The following is a 16,452-nucleotide window of genomic DNA, read 5'->3' on the forward strand; positions in this document are numbered from 1 at the left end:
GCAATATGTCTGCAACGGAAACAACGGATGGCGTCCATATCTCGACGGAACAGCTCGTTGCTCTGCAGGCATACGCCCGCGATCTTCGTTTCGTCCAGAAGGACCGCAGTCATCAACAGCTTGCCGGGCGCATGAACTCGGCGATGCGCGGGCGCGGACTGACATTCGAGGAACTCCGTAGTTATCTGCCGGGGGACGATATCTGCTCGATCGACTGGCGGGTCACCGCGCGCACGACCAGACCGGTCGTGCGCGTTTATTCCGAAGAAAAGGAGCGTCCGGCGCTGATTGTCGTCGATCAGCGCATCAACATGTTCTTTGGCAGCCGACGGTTCATGAAATCGGTGACGGCAGCGGAGACAGCGATGCTGTGCGCCTGGCGGATACTGGGCTCAGGCGACCGGGTTGGTGGATTCGTCTTCGGTGACGAAGGTTTCTCGGAGGTGAAACCAAACCGGAGCCGGAATGCCGTCATCGCACTGGCGGAGAGAATATCGGAGAGAAACGGCGTTCTGGCGGCCTCGTTTGCGGGGGCGCCATCGAGGAAGGCTCTGGACGACGCTTTGCGGCGCGTTGCTGCGATAGCGCACCATGATCACCTCGTTATCGTCGTCAGCGATTTCGACGGGCACGGCCCAGAAACCAAAGACCTTCTTCTTCGGTTGTCATCTCGCAACGATGTGATCTGCCTGCTGGTATACGATCCCTTCTTGCTCGATCTCCCGACGTCGGGTGACCTCGTCATCAGCGGCGGCGGGCTCCAGGCCGAGATTTCCTTTCGCCAGAGTGGGGTGCGCTCTTCCATCGACGCCTTCGCTCGAAACCGAGGGCGAGAACTGCGTGCATGGCAGCGCGAGCTAGGCCTGCCGATGCTGCCGATCTCCGCGGCAGAGGAGACCGCGCCCCAACTTAGACGGCTTCTCGATCAATCGGCATGGCGGCAAAGGAGACGGTGATGGACGAGACAGCGCCCGCCCTCGACCCAATGGCCCAGACTGCGCTCCGATCGATGAAGGACATCGTCCTGCCGCAGCCGATATCGATGATGCCGCAGACTTGGGGGTGGTTGCTGTTGGCCGGTCTGGTTGTCGTCGCTCTGCTCGCCTGGGTCATCGTTACGCTCCGCCGATATTATCGAAACGCCTATCGGCGCGAGGCTCTGAAGTGCCTTGCAGCTATAGAGCCACGACTTCGCGCGGAGGCCTCCCGGCAGGCTGCCGTTTACGACATCGCCCTTGTCCTCAAGCAAGTTGCAATCGCAGCCTGGGGCCGTCCGGACGTGGGAAAGCTGTCGGGAGAAGACTGGTCATCCTTTCTCGCCACCCACGTTGGCACCCGCGACAGGAGCCATCTGGGCAAGTTGGTCGATGACTTCGAGTACCGCGATGCCGGCGCACTGAGACGGCTACCAGGGAAGCTCGCTGACGAGCTAATCGAAGACGCCCGGCGATGGATCGAGAACCATCATGTATGAGCTCGCCCAACCCTGGCTGCTGCTCGCGCTTGCTGCGCCGCTGCTGGTCTGGAGACTGCTTCCGCCGCACCGGGAGACTTCATCATCCATCAGGATCCCCTTCTTCGATCAGGTCGCGGGCGCTGCCGGGCTCACTCCGACAGCTGGTTCTGTCGTTCCGGGACGCCCCTGGCTGCAGACCACTGTCGAATTGCTTGCGTGGTCTCTGGTCGTTCTGGCACTCGCTCGACCACAATTTGTCGAGCCGCCAATCGAGAAATCTGAGCCCCAGCGCGACATATTGCTGGCACTCGATCTCTCGCAGTCGATGGAAACGCGGGATTTCAAGGCGGCCGATGGCGCTCTTGAGGCCCGCGTCGATGCAGTTCGCAACGTGGTATCGGATTTCGTGGCGCACCGTTCAGGCGACCGCATCGGACTGGTGGCATTCGGCGACGCGCCCTACCCGCTTGCGCCCTTCACCATGGACCATACCCTCGTCCGAACGATGATCGACGGCCTGCTGCCCGGAATGGCCGGGCCACGGACTTCCATGGGCGACACACTCGGCTTGGCGATCAGGATGTTCGACAAGACCACTGTGCCAGAAAAAGTGCTCGTTATCTTGACCGATGGAAACGATACGGCCAGCCGGATGCCGCCACTCAAGGCGGCAGACATCGCGAAGCAGAAGGGCGTGGTCGTCCATACGGTCGGTATCGGCGACCCGCAGGCGTCGGGCGAGGACAAGCTGGATACCTCGACGCTTCAGGCTATCGCCTCGAAGACGGGCGGGCGCTATTTCTTCGGGGGAGACGCCGCGCAGCTCGCAGAGATCTACCGGACCCTCGACGCGATCACACCGGAAGATCAGAAGACCACCTCCTGGCGGCCAAGGATCGAACTCTTTCACTGGCCACTGGCCGCCGCCGTCATTCTTCTGGCATCATGGTACATTGTGGCGGGCGCAGTCTCCGGCTTGCGGCGGAGGTTCGCATGATGGCCGATTTTCATTTCCTCAGGCCGTGGTGGCTCCTTGTCCTCGTGTTGCCCCCGTTGATCGTCTGGATGGCCTCAAGATCGGATGATCTGCGAAGCCGATGGAAGTGCATGATCGCGCCGCATCTTCTCGAAAACCTGCTTGTCGAACCCGACGCCCGCAGGCATGCCTTCCCGTCCTGGCTTGCCGCTGCGGTTCTCGCCATCGCAACCCTGGGAGTCGCCGGTCCGACATGGAAGCGCGAGCCTCCACCTTTCGTCTCGGACACGGCATCGCTTGTGATTGCAGTGGACCTGTCACAATCGATGGACAACAGGGATGTCAGCCCGAGCCGCATCGAACGTGCTAAGCTGAAAATTCGCGACGTCCTGTCAAGTCGCGCAGGCGGACGAACCGGAGTCATTGCCTATGCCGGCACGGCCCATCTGGTCGTTCCGCTGACCGACGACGTCGAACTGATCGCGTCCTATACAGACGCTTTGGCCACCCGCATCATGCCGACGCAGGGCCAGGATACGAAGGCCGCCCTGAAGCTCGCCAACGACCTCCTTCGGGCGGACGGCACGCCGGGGACGGTCCTGTTGCTCACCGATGGCATAGAATCCGATGCCGCCGAAGCTTTGGACCGCGGCGTCGTCATCCTGGGGATCGGCACAGCAGGCGGTGGGCTCGATATCGAGGCGCTTCGTCATGTCGCCGGGCAAGCGGACGCGCCTGTGGCGACGATCACGAATGACGACGCAGACGTGCGCTGGATTGTGCGACAAGTCAGGACAAACTTCGCGGCGGCGGCAGCTGGCGGCGATCGCTGGCACGATGCCGGATGGTACCTCGTCTTCCCGCTAACTCTCCTGTTTGCGCTGTCCTTCAGGCGAGGCTGGGTCGTCAAGGTGGCTTGCTTTTTATTGGCCACACAATTGTTTTCGCCAGAGCCCGTAAAGGCAGCCGGTTTTCTGGACATGTGGCTGACTGCGGACCAGCAAGGACGGTTGGCGTTCGATCGCGGCGATTATGCTACGGCCTCGACGTTGTTTCGCGACCGGATGTGGAAGGGCATCGCGCTTTACCGGGCGGGCAATTTCAAGGCGGCGTCGGAATCCTTCGGAGCGGTAGAGGCGCCTGAAGCTCGCTTCGACCAAGGAAACGCTCTCCTGCGGCTTGGAGATTTCGAGAACGCAGTCGCGGCCTATCGAGTTGCTACCAGTCAGAGGACGGACTGGCCCGAGGCACAAGCCAACCTTGCGATAGCGGAACGGCTTTTGAAGATGCAGCAGGACGATGAAGACCAGCCACAGGAGCCGAACGAAAAACCGGACGAGGTCAAGATCGACGACAAGGGCAAGAAGGGAAAGGCCGGAAAGGTGGAGGTCGCGGATCAGACCACGGAACTCTGGATGAAGAATATCGTCGTCAGTCCGACCGATCTGATGGCCCGAAAATTCGCCATCGAGGAGCAAGGGGATCACCGATGAGATGGCTGGCGCTTTTGTTCCTGCTTGCCGCGGCACCTGCAATGGCGGCACAGCCTTTTGCGCGGGCAAGCGTCGATGCCACTGGCGGCATCGTTCCCGGTCAGAAGGTCAGCGTCTTCGTGGACGTCTTCGCACCTTATTTCTTCACGTTGCCACCCGACTTTCCGCTCTTCGATATCCCCGACGCGCTCGTGACGCTGTCGACCGACCGGGCGCAGAACATGGTCCAGACGATCGACGGCCAGCAATATTCCGGCATCAGGAAGATCTATTCTATCGTGCCTGACAATCCCGGAACGTTTGCCGTGCCTGCGATCGAGATACCGATTGGTTGGTCCGAGAACGGCAAATCCATAACTGGGAAAGTAGCTACCTCGCCTTTCACATTCGATGTCACGAAGGGCACCGACGTCTTCTTCGCTGCAAAGGGTCTCAATATCCAGCAGTCCTTCGACAGGGACCCGTCGTCACTGAAGGTTGGAGACGTGTTGGTTCGAACGATCACGATAACGGCGTTCGAAACCCAAGGGTTGACGATGCCAGCAATCGACTTCGAGGGCGCCGACGGGCTGAAAAAATACACCAAGCCGGCGAAGATCGAAGACGGTGTCCGCGTCGGCAGGGACATGGTATCCCGGAGAACGGAGACGGTCGTCTACACGGCGGAAAAGGAAGGCGACTTCACCGTTCCGGAGATATCTTATCCATGGTTCGACACCGACGTCCACCGTGACGATGCGGCGACCCTTCCGGCGATAACGGTTAAAGTGGCGGTCGCTCCGGCGATACCGGGCATCGCACCACAGCAACAAGCGGAGGGAACGGTCGCATCAAACAAGGCCCGGCGCACAATCATGTTCGGTTGCCTGGCTCTCCTCGGATCGGTCGCCGCCGCTTGGGCGGGGCGGCGTCTTCCGGCCAGATTGCTCGTGATTTTAAGATCGATTGGCCGCGACATCAAACACTCGCGGTGGTACCGACTTCGGCAACTTCGTCGGACAATCCGTACCGCATCAGCCGCGAACGTTTATGCGGCGCTTCACGAATGTAGCCGCACGGAAGGGTATCGAACGCTGGCAGACTGGGTTGCCGTTACTTCGCCGGCTGCCGCCCATGAGATCGAGACGCTCGAAGGCCAACTGTTCGGTAGAGGCGAACGAGAGATCGACAGGGCGATCCTGTCCTCCTCCGTCAGCATGGCACCGGCTCGCCTGAGCCATCAGAGGTCGGCTCTTCCCCCCTTGAACCCCGCATGAAGTCGTTCATCAAAGCGATGTTACACCGTCTGTAACCGTTGCGTACTTCCACCTCCCCTGTCCCTGGGTCAACGTCGCACCCAAAGGCAGGAGATGGCCGTGACCCTTGCATTCGAAGACGCGAACACGAAGGCTGAGATACCCGATCTCGTTTGGATCGAGGGTGGAACCTTTGCGATGGGGTCCAACGACCACTACCCGGAGGAGGCTCCCGCGCATCCGGTCAAGGTCGACGGTTTCTGGATCGAGCGGACTCCTGTGACGAACAGGAAGTTCATGGAGTTCGTCAAAGCAACGGGGCATGTGACCGTTGCGGAAAAGATGCCTGATGCCGCCGACTACCCAGGCGCGAAGACAGAAATGCTGAGGGCGGGCTCTCTTGTCTTCACGATGCCGAAGACTGTCACCGGCACCGACATATCGCAGTGGTGGACCTTCAAGTTCGGCGCAACCTGGCGCCGTCCGCTGGGAGGCCTCAGCGACCTGCGGGGCAAGCTCGACCATCCGGTGGTGCATGTGGCCTTCTCCGACGCCAAGGCATATGCCGCATGGGCGGAACTGGAACTGCCCACCGAAGCAGAGTGGGAGTTTGCAGCCCGGGGTGGCGTCGATGCCGAATATGCCTGGGGCGACGACTTCATGCTGGGCGGCAGGCCAATGGCAAACACCTGGCAGGGCGTCTTCCCGACGACGAGCACGAAACCGAAAGGGCATGAGCGGACGAGCGCTGTCGGAGCCTTTCCGGCCAACGGTTACGGGCTTCACGACATGATCGGTAACGTCTGGGAATGGACCGAGGACTATTGGTCGACGCGGCATCCCGAACCTGCAGCACACTCTTGCTGTATTCCGAGCAATCCCCGCGGCGGTCACGTCGATGCAAGCTACGACGCGCGGCAGCCACTGATCAGGATTCCCCGTCGGGTGCTCAAGGGAGGCTCGCATCTGTGCGCGCCGAATTACTGCAGGCGCTATCGCCCGGCAGCACGTCACGCCGAGCCGGAAGACACATCGACGAGCCATGTCGGATTTCGTTGCATCAAAAGGAGAACATAGATGAACAGTCCTATGATCGCATTTCGGTCGTTGGCTCCGCCACTGCTTGGGATCGCAATGCTGATCGCCGGAGTGCTTCCGGCAACGGCACAGCAAGTCCTCCCGTCCTGGAACGACACGGCTTCGAAGCAGCGCATCGTTGACTTCGTCAAGGCGACAACCACGGAGGGCGGAGAAGGTTTCGTCGCCCCGGAGGCGCGAATAGCCGTCTTCGACAATGACGGCACCCTTTGGTCCGAGCAGCCTTATTACTTTCAACTTGCCTTCATCATCGACCGGGTGAAAGCCCTTGCTCCACAGCATCCGGAGTGGAAGAGCAAGGAACCCTTCAAGAGCATCCTTGCTGGCGATCTCAAGGGCATTGCCAGGGGTGGAGAAAAGGGCCTGGTCGATCTGGGCATGTCGACGCATGCGGGGATGACAACCGATCAGTTCGAGAAAATCGTCACGGATTGGTTCACGGGCGCGAAACACCCCAAGACCGGGAAGCCGTTCGACGAAATGACTTTTCTGCCGATGCGGGAACTTTTGGACTATCTGCGCGAAAATGGCTTCAAGACCTACATCGTTTCCGGCGGCGGCGTGGAGTTCATGCGCCCGATCACCGAAAAGGCCTATGGCATCCCTCCCGAGCAGGTCGTCGGCAGCACCATCACCACACAGTATGCGATCGTCGGCGATATTCCCGTACTGAGGCGGCTTCCGAAGATCGACTTCATCGACGACGGTCCCGGAAAGCCCGCTGGCATCAACAAGTTCATAGGCCGCAAGCCCATATTCGTCGCGGGTAACTCCGATGGCGATTACGAAATGCTGCGGTGGGTCACGGCCGCAAAGGGGCCGGGCTTTGCTATGATCGTGCACCATACCGACGCCGAGCGGGAATATGCCTACGACCGCGAGTCCGCGTTCGGCAAGCTCGACAAGACGCTGAATGAAGCCGAACGCAGAAACTGGCTGGTGGTCGATATGAAGAACGACTGGAGGAAAATCTACGCCTTCGAAAACTAGAACTCGCCCCGAGGAGGACCACGTCGTGAACATCAGCGCCTGGAAATTAAGCCTCTCGATATCAGTCTTGCTGGCATTGCCACCAGCCTTGCCGGCCAAGGATTTCTCATCATCGGAACTCGCCAGCAGAGCCATCGAGCGGCGTGCGGTGGAAGCTGTCATCTGGGGCATTCCGGCTGTCAACTATGACCTAATGCTCCAGGAAATGCTGTCAAAAACGGATGGCAAGGTGAACCAGATCGTATACTGGTCGCGCCCGCTCGACTGGCATAACCAAACGCTCACGCCCAACCCTGATGCGATCTATCTGATGGTCTTCACCAATACGAAGGACGTCGGCCCGATCGTCATTGAGGTGCCTCCCGCGGACGGAGGCTCGATCAACGGCAATATCGTCGATACGTGGCAGGTGCCGCTCGAGGACGTCGGTCCGGCGGGTGCCGATCAGGGCAAGGGCGGCAAATACGTGGTTCTGCCTCCCGGATACGACGGAACGATCCCCAATGGCTTCATTCCCCTGAAGTCAAACACTTTCGGTGGATACGCGCTGCTGCGATCCAACCTTTCAAGCCATAGCGACGCCGATGTCGCGAAGTCGGTGGACTATGCGAAGAAGATCAGGGTTTATCCGCTGTCGCAGGCTGCAGCGCCGCCGGAAACAATCTTTACCGATGCGGAGTCGGTCCTGTTCGATTCCACGATTAGGTACGACCCGAGCTTCTTCACCTCGCTGGACCGCATTATTCAACATGAACCGTGGCTGACCCGCGACAAGGCGATGGTGGATCAGCTCGCGACGCTCGGGATCGTCAAAGGCAAGCCGTTCTCGCCCTCGGCTGGAACACGCCGGCAGCTCAAAGCGGGAATAGACGAGGCCAGGCAATGGCTTCAATGGAAGTACGACCATGAGCTCGTTCCCTTTTATGATAAGGGAAGCTGGAACTATCCGGCAAACCCGGTTTTAGTGAAAGCGGCCGCTGCGTCATTCGACGAGCCAGCCGCCTACCCGGTCGACATTCGGGGCCTCACTTACAGTTACGGTTACATCGGCATCAAGCGCCTGGGTACCGGGCAGTTCTACCTGATCTCGATAAACGACGACGATGGCAGGCCGTTCGAAGGGGCAAGCACCTACAAACTCACAGTGCCTGCCAACGTCCCAATCGAACAGTATTGGTCGCTGACAGCCTATGACAGAAAGACCCACGCGCTCATCAAGAACATGCCGCGGGCAAGCCGCTCGTCGCAGATCCCCGAGCTTGTGAAGAACGTCGATGGGTCGGTCGATCTCTACCTTGGCCCGAAAGCGCCGAAGGGGAAAGACGCGAACTGGATACCCACCGATCCCAACCGCGGCTTCGAGCTGATGTTCAGGCTCTACGCACCCACCAAGGCATTGTTCGACAAGACATGGGTTCTTTCCGATGTCGAACGAGTGCGCGATGTCGTTAGAAAGAGAGGCACGAAATGATCAAAACCATCGTTTTTTCGGCTGGACTGGCGACCGCGCTGACGGCCACGACGGGTTTAGCCAAAGACGTCCTTCAAGGCCGCATCGAAACACATATCGGCAAGATCGAATTGCAGGGTGGCTACCCGAGCAGCAGCTCTGTCAAAAATCTCTATGACGAACTCGATTTCCAGCGCGCCACCCAGGCCTACATATGGGCGACGCCGATCGTCTCGATGGAAGCAATCCGTGCCGCCAACAAACGCGACTGGGGTGTCGACTACAATGCAGTCAGTCTGGTCGACGGGTACACCACACCGGTTGCCGTCGCTCTCACGGGCAACAACACCACGATCTACGCGGCCGTCTTCTCGGATCTCGCTCGCGACGGACCTGTCGTGATCGATTCGCCAGAAGGGGTCTACGGTGTCATCGATGACTTCTGGCAACGACCTGTCGTCGAAGTTGGTCCATTTGGCCCCGATAAGGGAAAGGGCGGCAAGTTTCTCCTTCTCCCTCCCGGCTATGATGGCCCCATTCCGGACGGATATCTCGTCGCACGCTCAAAGACCAACCAGACGATGTTCATCGGTCGGGCATTCGTGAAGGATGGCGACATCAAATCCGCCGTCGAAACTCTGGCGGAAATCAAGGCCTATCCATTGTCGAAGGCGGAAAATCCTCCCGAGACGCGCGTGGTCCACGCAGGAAATCGCGCGCTGAATTCGATACCCCCCAAGGGCTACGAATACTGGGCGCTGCTCGCGGGGGTGCTGGAGCGGGAAACGGTAGAAGAACGCGACCGCTTCTTCCATGCCATGTTGAAGCCTCTTGGCATCGAGAAGGGAAAGACCTTCAATCCCGATGTCCGCCAGAAGAAGATACTCACCGAAGCCGCGCAGGTCGGGTTCCTGATGGCGCAGACACTGAGCATGGCTCCACGCCTCGACAATGCCTCATCCTATCCGGGCACGCATTGGGAATGGGTGCTTACGCTCGATCCCACACAAGAATCCAAGAACTACACCCAGCTCGATGAACGGACCGATTATACTTTCGAGGCGATAACGACCGCCGAGGGGATGGTGAAGAAGATTCCAGGTGCCGGATCTCAATACATGAGCGCTGCCAAGGACAAAAGCGGAGCATGGCTCAACGGCAGCGATGATTACACCCTCCACATCCCGGCGAATGTTCCGGCCAAGGAGTTCTGGGCCGCGACGGTTTACGATGTAATGACACGGTCGATGATCAAGACCGACACGATGAAGGCTGGCGTTTCGAGCCATGACAAGCTTACGCTGAACGCCGATGGATCGATCGACATCCAATTCGGTCCGAAACCTCCGAAGGATGACGTGAACTGGGTCAAGACTATCCCCGGCCGTGGTTGGTTCGCCTACTTTCGTTGGTACGGCCCGACCGAATCATTCTTCGACAAGAGCTGGCGCCTCCCCGACATCGAACGCCGCAGTTGACGATATCCACCCGCAGGCGGAGTGATGGTAAGAATGGTGGGCGTAGCAGAAGTGAACCTCGCCCGCCGTGGTTACTGCGCGGCGATATTCATGGGCTTGGTAATCGACAACGGGATCGACACCGTCAGGAAAACGGAGTCACCCTCCGCACGGTTCCTGGTGCCGAACTCATGGAAATACTTGATGCGCGTCGAGACAGGCATCTCGCCGACCTTGAAGTTCCAGCCAACCGTTGCGCCGATCGCAAAGGCCCTTCCCTTGAAGTCGCCAAGCGTCGCGCCGTCGCCGCTGTCACCGGTCACCTGCTGGTAGGCGTAACCGACTAAGCCCGCGTCGAATTGTTCGTTGAAATGCTGCACCGCCGCCCATTCGAAGTGGAACTCGTTGCCCGTCCGGTAGTCCGTCGCCGGATTCTCCGCGTTAAAGGTCATGCCGACGACACCGGAAAGATCGAGGCCAACCGTTGGGTCGAGCCACGTCGCTCCGGCATAGACGTCTGCACCCCAGTGATGAAAGGCGATGTTGGAGATTTCTCCCTTCTGGTAATCGCCGATGGGCACGTTGATGATCGTGCCGAGCTGCCAGTGGAAATTTCCGGCCTCCCATCCCAGCACGCCGCCGACCAGCGGATCGCCGATCGTGAATACCGTATCCGTCACGTTACCCCCGAGGACGCCGCCACCAGGTCCAGTGAGCGTGAGGTCGGCCGAGGTCTTCATCCAGCCGAAAGGTATGGTCGCCGACAAGCCCACGCTGCCACCGAACAATTCTTCGGGCAGGACCCAAAGGAAAGTCGGCGCTTCGAGAACCGCATCGCCGTCGACGCCTACGGCGACTTGGCCACCACGGGGCAGCGCGCGACCTCCTCCAAGATTACCGGAATAGATCCATATGTCGTTCTGGAAATAGACGCCCGGCGGCGGCGTGATTGCCGCTGCCGGCCCCTTGCTTCCCAGCAGATAAAAGCCGGCGCCGTTTTCGGCGGCTAGCGCCAAGCCAGGCATCGACACGGCCGCCCCGGCAACAAGCGCGGCATGGCGGAAAAGTCTGGTAATACTCATTTTGCTCCCCGTCGCTGCATGGTTCTGCGAAACGCCCTGCGCCTCTTGGAAAAGATGACAGACAAGGTGTCCTGGACAAGTACGCAACGGTTACAACCGCTGTAACATCGACCTCAGTCTCTTGAGGACATGACCCTTTCGCCCGCCCTCCCCGCCTTCGCCAGTCCCCCTTCAAGTTCGGCGATCACCCCGGGCGGATACCGATGGTGCTCCATCGAAGTCCGTACGGAAGTTAGGTAGGCAGGCGTCGCTTCCGTCAGATCGGCAAGGCTTCGGCCCGCTTCCGGAGAATTCATCTCAGCGAGCGCTGCGACCCGAATGGCGCGCACAACAAGGTCGCTACAGTTTATTTGCTCTGCCAGCAGGGATGCATTCTGCCAGTCCCCGCGGCCGTAAGCATCGAGCGCAAGTACGATGGCGGCGTCGCATGGCATCGCGTCGATGTTTTTGGAGGCGTCCTCGGCAAGGGAAACCGCCGCTTGCTCGAAGCCCGCGCTGTAGAGGACACCAGCAAGCTTTGCTAGCACATCCGGATTGTTAGGGTTGATTGCAAGGGCCCTGTTGCCTGCTGCGATGGCAAGTTCGGTCTTGCCTGCATAAAACTGGACCATCATCAGAGCGACGTATGCACGATCCGATCCGGAGTCCACGGAGACGGCCCGGTTGGCAAGCGTTGCCGCGTAAGTAAAGTCCGTGGAGGCCAGATCCCCACCGGTGCTGGCGACCAGGGTACGAGAAAGGATTGCCATGGCGTCGGCATTGTTAGGCTGCCGGACAAGGGTGCGCTCGAGACACGGCTGAGCCGCCGCGATGCCTTTTCGTCCCCCTTCAGCGAGCGCTATTTCCCCTCGAAGGACACAGGCGTTCCCGAGAGATCGACCGCTCGCGTCGCCGTGAGCCTCAAGATTGCTGATGACGCCTCGTGAGGCCGCAAAACGCTTGGCAAGAGCGGAAACCAGCTCATCCCTGACCGAGATGTCACTGCGCCCGTTGGTCTGCACCTGCTCAAGCCCGGATTTCAGAATGTCACTATTTCTCCGGTCAACCACCTGCCACCAAACCGTGCGATTGTCGTCGTCGGCGTAGTATTTCATTTCGATTTCATAGGCGGGATGGGCTGCTCTCGCCGACGCGAATGTGCTTGCGCTGAGGTCCAGAGTGCGGAACTGCGATAAGGCCGCGGAAAGATAACGGCGGGTCTCATCTGCCTCGGTGAGGTGCTGGTCGTCCGCTGAACTCATGGAAAGCGATACCGAAGGGCGGTCAGTAAGGTCCGGTGACCGCACCACATATACCCAGGCAGACCCCATCAACAGCAGTGCCGTAGCCGCCACCCCGTATGGAAGCCAAATTTGCCATGTCCGGTGAACTGGAACAGTGGACGGCTTCGTCTCAAGCTGTAAAGGCTCGCCTGTGACTTCAGTCACACTGTGTTTTCCCTGCGCAGAAACCGCGATGGAACGGGTAAAAACGGCAAGGTATCGCCCGACAGGCAGGCTGACGATCAAGGCCAGTTCGCTGCCGTAGGCCTCATAATAATTGGCAAGCGCATTGCGAAGACGGCTGACTTCAATGCGGACGATAGGATCGGAATTGGTGTCGAAGCGCTCCGGGCGGTTGAGAACGTCAAGCGCGATCGCGTAAGCCTTCACTCCGACGGTCTCTCCCTCGAAGCACTTTTCGGCGACGTAGCGGAAAATGCGTTTGGCACGGTCGGTCGCGTGAAACCGGGGGTCGGCCAGCAGCCTTTCCAATTCCGTTTCAGCTTCCGAAAGGCTGACATCGCCCAATTCAGTCTCTTGTCGGCCGTTACTCATCGCCGCCCCACCGCAATGGATTGTAAAGCTAAAGTAGACCAAAGGCATATATCGCTCGAATGACAAGAAGTTGCAACAGCGATCACTAATAAATCCGAAACAATGTCGGTTTCTGGCACGCGCTATTTAAGGTGGCTGTGCTTGAGGCATTCCGTCATGACGTCGTTTTCGATCTCAGCGCATATTGTTCGGTATTCGAGGATCATGGCTTCGTCGCGTTCCCGTCCGCGCTCCAGGCGGTCCAGCATTGCCGTCGCCTCACCATAGGCTGACAGCAGTTCACTGAATGTCGAACGCTGTCGAACGATCGTTTGAAGTTGTTCGCGAACGCTGGGCAGCTTCATCATGAGCTTCAGAAGTCCCTTCTGTGCCGCGCCTTTAAGGATTGAGCCTCCTTCCTGTGCGTCGCTCATCGCTTCATCCGGCCCTCCGTGTCTAATTTTGATCAACAACCATAAGTTTTCCTCGGGAATGCGGGAAGTACGCAACGGTAACAGAGCTCGGCGGGCCTTTCGTCCGGGCTCTGTTACCGTTGCGTACTCACTCGACCGTGGAATCTGTGCTTGCTTCGGCATGCTGATGGAGATGTTGATGAAACCTTTGACCGCAATCACCGCACTGCTTGCCACGACCGTCATGGCGAGCGCCGCCGCATCGCAGGAACACGAGGATGTAAACGCCGCCAACAATCCCCTCACACCCAAGATCACCATCAACCTGCAGGACTATTTCATTCCGAGCTTCAAGGACACGCCCGGCGATCCGAGTGCCAACCAGTTCCTGATCCGCGGTCTCGTTCCGTCCGACATGTTCGGACTTCCCCAACTCCTGCGCTTCACGCTCCCGATCGCCACTTCGCCTGATGTTCCGAGTGGCTATGTCACAGGCCTCGGCGATCTGACGTTGATGGACATCTTCATTCTGCCGAAGCAGGGAGACATCACGTTGGGAGCCGGTCCGCTCGTGGTGCTTCCGACCGCCACGGACCAGTTCCTGGGCGCAGGTAAATGGCAGGCGGGCGCTGCAGGCATTGTGGTCGCGCCGCAAAGCTGGGGCCTGCTTGCAGGCCTTGCCACATACCAGGCATCCTTCGCGGGGCAGAGCGACCGCGAGGATGTCAGCCTTCTGACGTTTGAGCCGATTGCCAACATCAACTTGAGCAGCGGGTGGTATCTACGCTCGTCGGCGACCTGGAACTTCGACCTCGAGAGTGGCGACGGCTATATCCCGGTCGGATTTGGCGTGGGCAAGGTGTTCCAGCTCGACAAGGGCGTGACGTTGAATGCCTTCGTTGAGCCGCAATACACGGTCTGGAACGAGGGCAGCGCGCCGCGTTGGCAGATATTCGCCGGCATGAACTTCCAGTTTCCGATCCGGAAGCCCTCGCAATGAAATGGTTATCGCTTCTGCTCATCATGCTGGCGTCGCCAGTTCTTGCCCAAAGCGCTTCGCCAGGCGTCGGCCAGCCGAAGGTCGACCAGCTTCTGGAACTGTTGCGCGACCCGGAAATCCAGACCTGGTTGTCTCAACGTCCGAACACGACGACTTTGAGCAAAGATCAGGCGTCGAGCGTTGCGATCTGGGAGACGGCGACACGAGGAAGGATCGATGCCGCGATATCCGCGATCCCTCGTATTCCCGTCGAGGTCGCCGCTTCCTCGCAACGCGTCAGGCAAGATGCCCTTTCGCGCGGCTACGCCCCCGTGCTCCCGATGATGTTCGCCGTCATGCTGGTCGGCATTGCTGCCGAAACCTGGTTTAAAAGGCGACGGACGAATGACGGGCTGTTGGACCAATTCCTGCCAGTCGGAGTCTTTTCAGCGGCGATGGCCATCGTGTTCTTCACGTTCCCATGGCCTCCCCTAGGCCGCGTCGTTATGGCAGCCTATCTGGCAGCGTTCGTCGTCTATCGCATTGCATCGACGGCGGCCGACCTTGTTGGTATGGACAGGCAGCTGCGAGTGCGCGTGCGGCTCTTCGTGGCGGTCGCCACGTTTGCGGTCGCGTCTGCTGCTGCAGGAAAGGGGCTGGGTGTCGATCTGGCCGTTCGCGACGCGATCTCCTACCTGTTTTCGGTCTTTCTACTGGCAATGGCGGTCGAATGCGCCGGGAGGCTTGCAAATAAGCGTCCGGCAGTGCGTGCCGCTATTTGCCTCGCCATCGTAGCGATCTGGCTGCTGTGGTGCGTCGACCTCCCTGGTCTATTCTGGCTGGGCGTCTACGCATTCATTCTTCCCGCCATTTTGCGCTCCGTGGGGGCCGCAACCAACGCAGCGGGACTGGGGGAGGACAGCCCCCTTCGCAAGGTGCTGCTCGTCCGAGGTGCACGCGCTGTTGTCGCATTGATTGCGGTCGGATGGCTGGCCTTCGTCTGGCATGTCGACACGAACTCACTCGCGCACCAGAACCCGGAAGTGGCGGCCTTTTTGTCCGGAGCGCTGAAGAGCGTCGTGGTGCTGCTGCTTGCCGACCTCGTCTGGCATCTGGCGGGGACGGCAATCGAGCAGAGGATCAAGGCTCCCCAAGCTGCAGGCGAGGACGCGCCCGCCCATGCCGCGGCGGCCACACGGCTGCACACTTTGCTGCCAATTTTTCGCAATGTCATCGCAGTCGTCGTGTTTGTCGTCGCCGCGCTGACGGTGCTTGCCGAGCTGGGCGTCGAGATCGGCCCGTTGATCGCCGGAGCCGGAATCTTCGGAGTCGCTCTCGGTTTCGGATCACAGACCTTGGTCAAGGACGTGATCAGCGGCGTCTTCTACATGCTCGACGATGCCTTCCGGGTTGGCGAATACATCCAGGCCAAAAGCTACAAGGGGACAGTAGAGGGATTTAGCCTGCGCTCGGTCCGCCTGCGGCATCATCGGGGACCAGTGTTCACCGTGCCGTTCGGAGAGCTAGGCGCCGTCGAAAACATGAGCAGGGATTGGTCCGTAGACAAATTCAGGATCTCGGTCGCCTACAGCACTGACATCGAGAAGGCGCGCAAGCTGACCAAAAAAATCGGTGCCATCCTGCAGGCCGATCCCGAATTCGGGCCACTGTTCATCGAACCCTTGAAGATGAAAGGTGTCGAGGAGTTCGGAGATTACGGGATAGTACTTTCTTTCGGGATGACGCTAAGGCCGGGACAGACGACCACCATCCGGCGTAAGGCCTACGCACTGATCCGCGAAGCATTCACGGAAAACGACATAGAATTCGCAACGCCGAGTGTGCAGGTCGGCGGAGACGAGAGGCAGGCGGCTGCGGCTGTATCGACTGTCACCCGGCTCCAGCAAGCCAAGGCCGCTGCGACGGAGACTTGAGGGAGAACCCCCAGTCATTACAAGCGGATGCGAATGGATGGGTAGTGGCCCGTTCCCGAAGCTGATGGGCATCTCAGCCTGTGTGACCATGCG

At 59.5% G+C, this 16,452-nt stretch carries 14 protein-coding genes; 11 read left to right on the top strand and 3 right to left on the bottom strand.

Annotated elements, in window-relative coordinates; all coding sequences use genetic code 11:
* Window positions 1-5: 5 nt before the first annotated feature.
* The 9 genes from FHP24_RS00175 (at window position 6) to FHP24_RS00215 (ending at window position 10,176) form a co-directional block, all read left to right on the top strand.
* The gene (locus FHP24_RS00175; protein ID WP_139671194.1) at window positions 6-956 is read left to right on the top strand and encodes a DUF58 domain-containing protein; all 951 of its coding nucleotides are present in this window, start codon (window positions 6-8) and stop codon (window positions 954-956) included.
* Window positions 956-1,474, top strand: a complete 519-nt coding sequence (locus FHP24_RS00180) for a DUF4381 domain-containing protein (protein WP_139671197.1) — start codon at window positions 956-958, stop codon at window positions 1,472-1,474. Before FHP24_RS00175 ends, FHP24_RS00180 begins: the two co-directional genes overlap by 1 nt.
* On the top strand, window positions 1,467-2,453 hold the full coding sequence (locus FHP24_RS00185) for a vWA domain-containing protein (protein WP_139671200.1): 987 nt from the start codon (window positions 1,467-1,469) through the stop codon (window positions 2,451-2,453). The genes FHP24_RS00180 and FHP24_RS00185 overlap by 8 nt, the downstream gene beginning before the upstream one ends.
* Entirely contained in the window at window positions 2,450-3,925 is a 1,476-nt protein-coding gene (locus FHP24_RS00190; protein ID WP_139671203.1) for a VWA domain-containing protein, read from the top strand. Before FHP24_RS00185 ends, FHP24_RS00190 begins: the two co-directional genes overlap by 4 nt.
* Complete coding sequence (locus FHP24_RS00195) at window positions 3,922-5,181, top strand: BatD family protein (protein ID WP_139671206.1); 1,260 nt, start codon at window positions 3,922-3,924, stop codon at window positions 5,179-5,181. The genes FHP24_RS00190 and FHP24_RS00195 overlap by 4 nt, the downstream gene beginning before the upstream one ends.
* Window positions 5,182-5,280: 99 nt before the next feature.
* The gene (locus tag FHP24_RS00200; protein WP_246091547.1) at window positions 5,281-6,237 is read left to right on the top strand and encodes a formylglycine-generating enzyme family protein; all 957 of its coding nucleotides are present in this window, start codon (window positions 5,281-5,283) and stop codon (window positions 6,235-6,237) included.
* 57 nt (window positions 6,238-6,294) lie between these two features.
* Complete coding sequence (locus FHP24_RS00205; RefSeq protein WP_394344605.1) at window positions 6,295-7,248, top strand: HAD family hydrolase; 954 nt, start codon at window positions 6,295-6,297, stop codon at window positions 7,246-7,248.
* Window positions 7,249-7,273: 25 nt separating this feature from the next.
* Window positions 7,274-8,719: a DUF1254 domain-containing protein gene (locus FHP24_RS00210; protein ID WP_394344579.1), complete on the top strand. Its 1,446-nt coding sequence runs from the start codon at window positions 7,274-7,276 to the stop codon at window positions 8,717-8,719.
* Window positions 8,716-10,176 carry a DUF1254 domain-containing protein gene (locus tag FHP24_RS00215; protein WP_139671212.1) on the top strand — a complete coding sequence of 487 codons (1,461 nt, stop codon included), beginning with the start codon at window positions 8,716-8,718 and terminating at the stop codon, window positions 10,174-10,176. Before FHP24_RS00210 ends, FHP24_RS00215 begins: the two co-directional genes overlap by 4 nt.
* Before the next feature lie 71 nt (window positions 10,177-10,247).
* On the opposite strand, the gene FHP24_RS00220 is transcribed toward FHP24_RS00215, so the two are convergent.
* The 3 genes from FHP24_RS00220 to FHP24_RS00230 all read right to left on the bottom strand — a co-directional run bounded on the left by FHP24_RS00220 (window position 10,248) and on the right by FHP24_RS00230 (window position 13,692).
* Window positions 10,248-11,237, bottom strand: coding sequence for a SphA family protein (locus FHP24_RS00220; protein ID WP_139671215.1), 990 nt, complete (start codon window positions 11,235-11,237; stop codon window positions 10,248-10,250).
* Between the two features lie 113 nt (window positions 11,238-11,350).
* The gene (locus FHP24_RS00225) at window positions 11,351-13,027 is read right to left on the bottom strand and encodes a hypothetical protein (RefSeq protein WP_246091549.1); all 1,677 of its coding nucleotides are present in this window, start codon (window positions 13,025-13,027) and stop codon (window positions 11,351-11,353) included.
* A 149-nt stretch (window positions 13,028-13,176) separates the two neighbouring features.
* On the bottom strand, window positions 13,177-13,692 hold the full coding sequence (locus FHP24_RS00230; RefSeq protein WP_139671221.1) for a hypothetical protein: 516 nt from the start codon (window positions 13,690-13,692) through the stop codon (window positions 13,177-13,179).
* On the opposite strand from FHP24_RS00230, the gene FHP24_RS00235 reads away from it, so the two are divergent.
* On the top strand, window positions 13,646-14,446 hold the full coding sequence (locus FHP24_RS00235; RefSeq protein WP_139671224.1) for a hypothetical protein: 801 nt from the start codon (window positions 13,646-13,648) through the stop codon (window positions 14,444-14,446). The genes FHP24_RS00230 and FHP24_RS00235 overlap by 47 nt on opposite strands.
* Window positions 14,443-16,359: a mechanosensitive ion channel family protein gene (locus FHP24_RS00240; protein ID WP_139671227.1), complete on the top strand. Its 1,917-nt coding sequence runs from the start codon at window positions 14,443-14,445 to the stop codon at window positions 16,357-16,359. Before FHP24_RS00235 ends, FHP24_RS00240 begins: the two co-directional genes overlap by 4 nt.
* Window positions 16,360-16,452 lie beyond the last annotated feature (93 nt).

This window comes from Aliirhizobium smilacinae (assembly GCF_006335145.1).
GTDB classification, from domain to species: domain Bacteria; phylum Pseudomonadota; class Alphaproteobacteria; order Rhizobiales; family Rhizobiaceae; genus Neorhizobium; species Neorhizobium smilacinae.

What these genes read in the sequence shown, in the direction of transcription:
- FHP24_RS00175 (WP_139671194.1), top strand. Translation starts at nt 6, where the DNA reads ATGTCTGCAACGGAAACAACGGATGGCGTCCATATCTCGACGGAACAG.
- FHP24_RS00180 (WP_139671197.1), top strand. Translation starts at nt 956, where the DNA reads ATGGACGAGACAGCGCCCGCCCTCGACCCAATGGCCCAGACTGCGCTC.
- FHP24_RS00185 (WP_139671200.1), top strand. Translation starts at nt 1,467, where the DNA reads ATGTATGAGCTCGCCCAACCCTGGCTGCTGCTCGCGCTTGCTGCGCCG.
- FHP24_RS00190 (WP_139671203.1), top strand. Translation starts at nt 2,450, where the DNA reads ATGATGGCCGATTTTCATTTCCTCAGGCCGTGGTGGCTCCTTGTCCTC.
- FHP24_RS00195 (WP_139671206.1), top strand. Translation starts at nt 3,922, where the DNA reads ATGAGATGGCTGGCGCTTTTGTTCCTGCTTGCCGCGGCACCTGCAATG.
- FHP24_RS00205 (WP_394344605.1), top strand. Translation starts at nt 6,295, where the DNA reads ATGCTGATCGCCGGAGTGCTTCCGGCAACGGCACAGCAAGTCCTCCCG.
- FHP24_RS00215 (WP_139671212.1), top strand. Translation starts at nt 8,716, where the DNA reads ATGATCAAAACCATCGTTTTTTCGGCTGGACTGGCGACCGCGCTGACG.
- FHP24_RS00220 (WP_139671215.1), bottom strand. Translation starts at nt 11,237, where the DNA reads ATGAGTATTACCAGACTTTTCCGCCATGCCGCGCTTGTTGCCGGGGCG.
- FHP24_RS00235 (WP_139671224.1), top strand. Translation starts at nt 13,646, where the DNA reads ATGAAACCTTTGACCGCAATCACCGCACTGCTTGCCACGACCGTCATG.
- FHP24_RS00230 (WP_139671221.1), bottom strand. Translation starts at nt 13,692, where the DNA reads ATGACGGTCGTGGCAAGCAGTGCGGTGATTGCGGTCAAAGGTTTCATC.
- FHP24_RS00240 (WP_139671227.1), top strand. Translation starts at nt 14,443, where the DNA reads ATGAAATGGTTATCGCTTCTGCTCATCATGCTGGCGTCGCCAGTTCTT.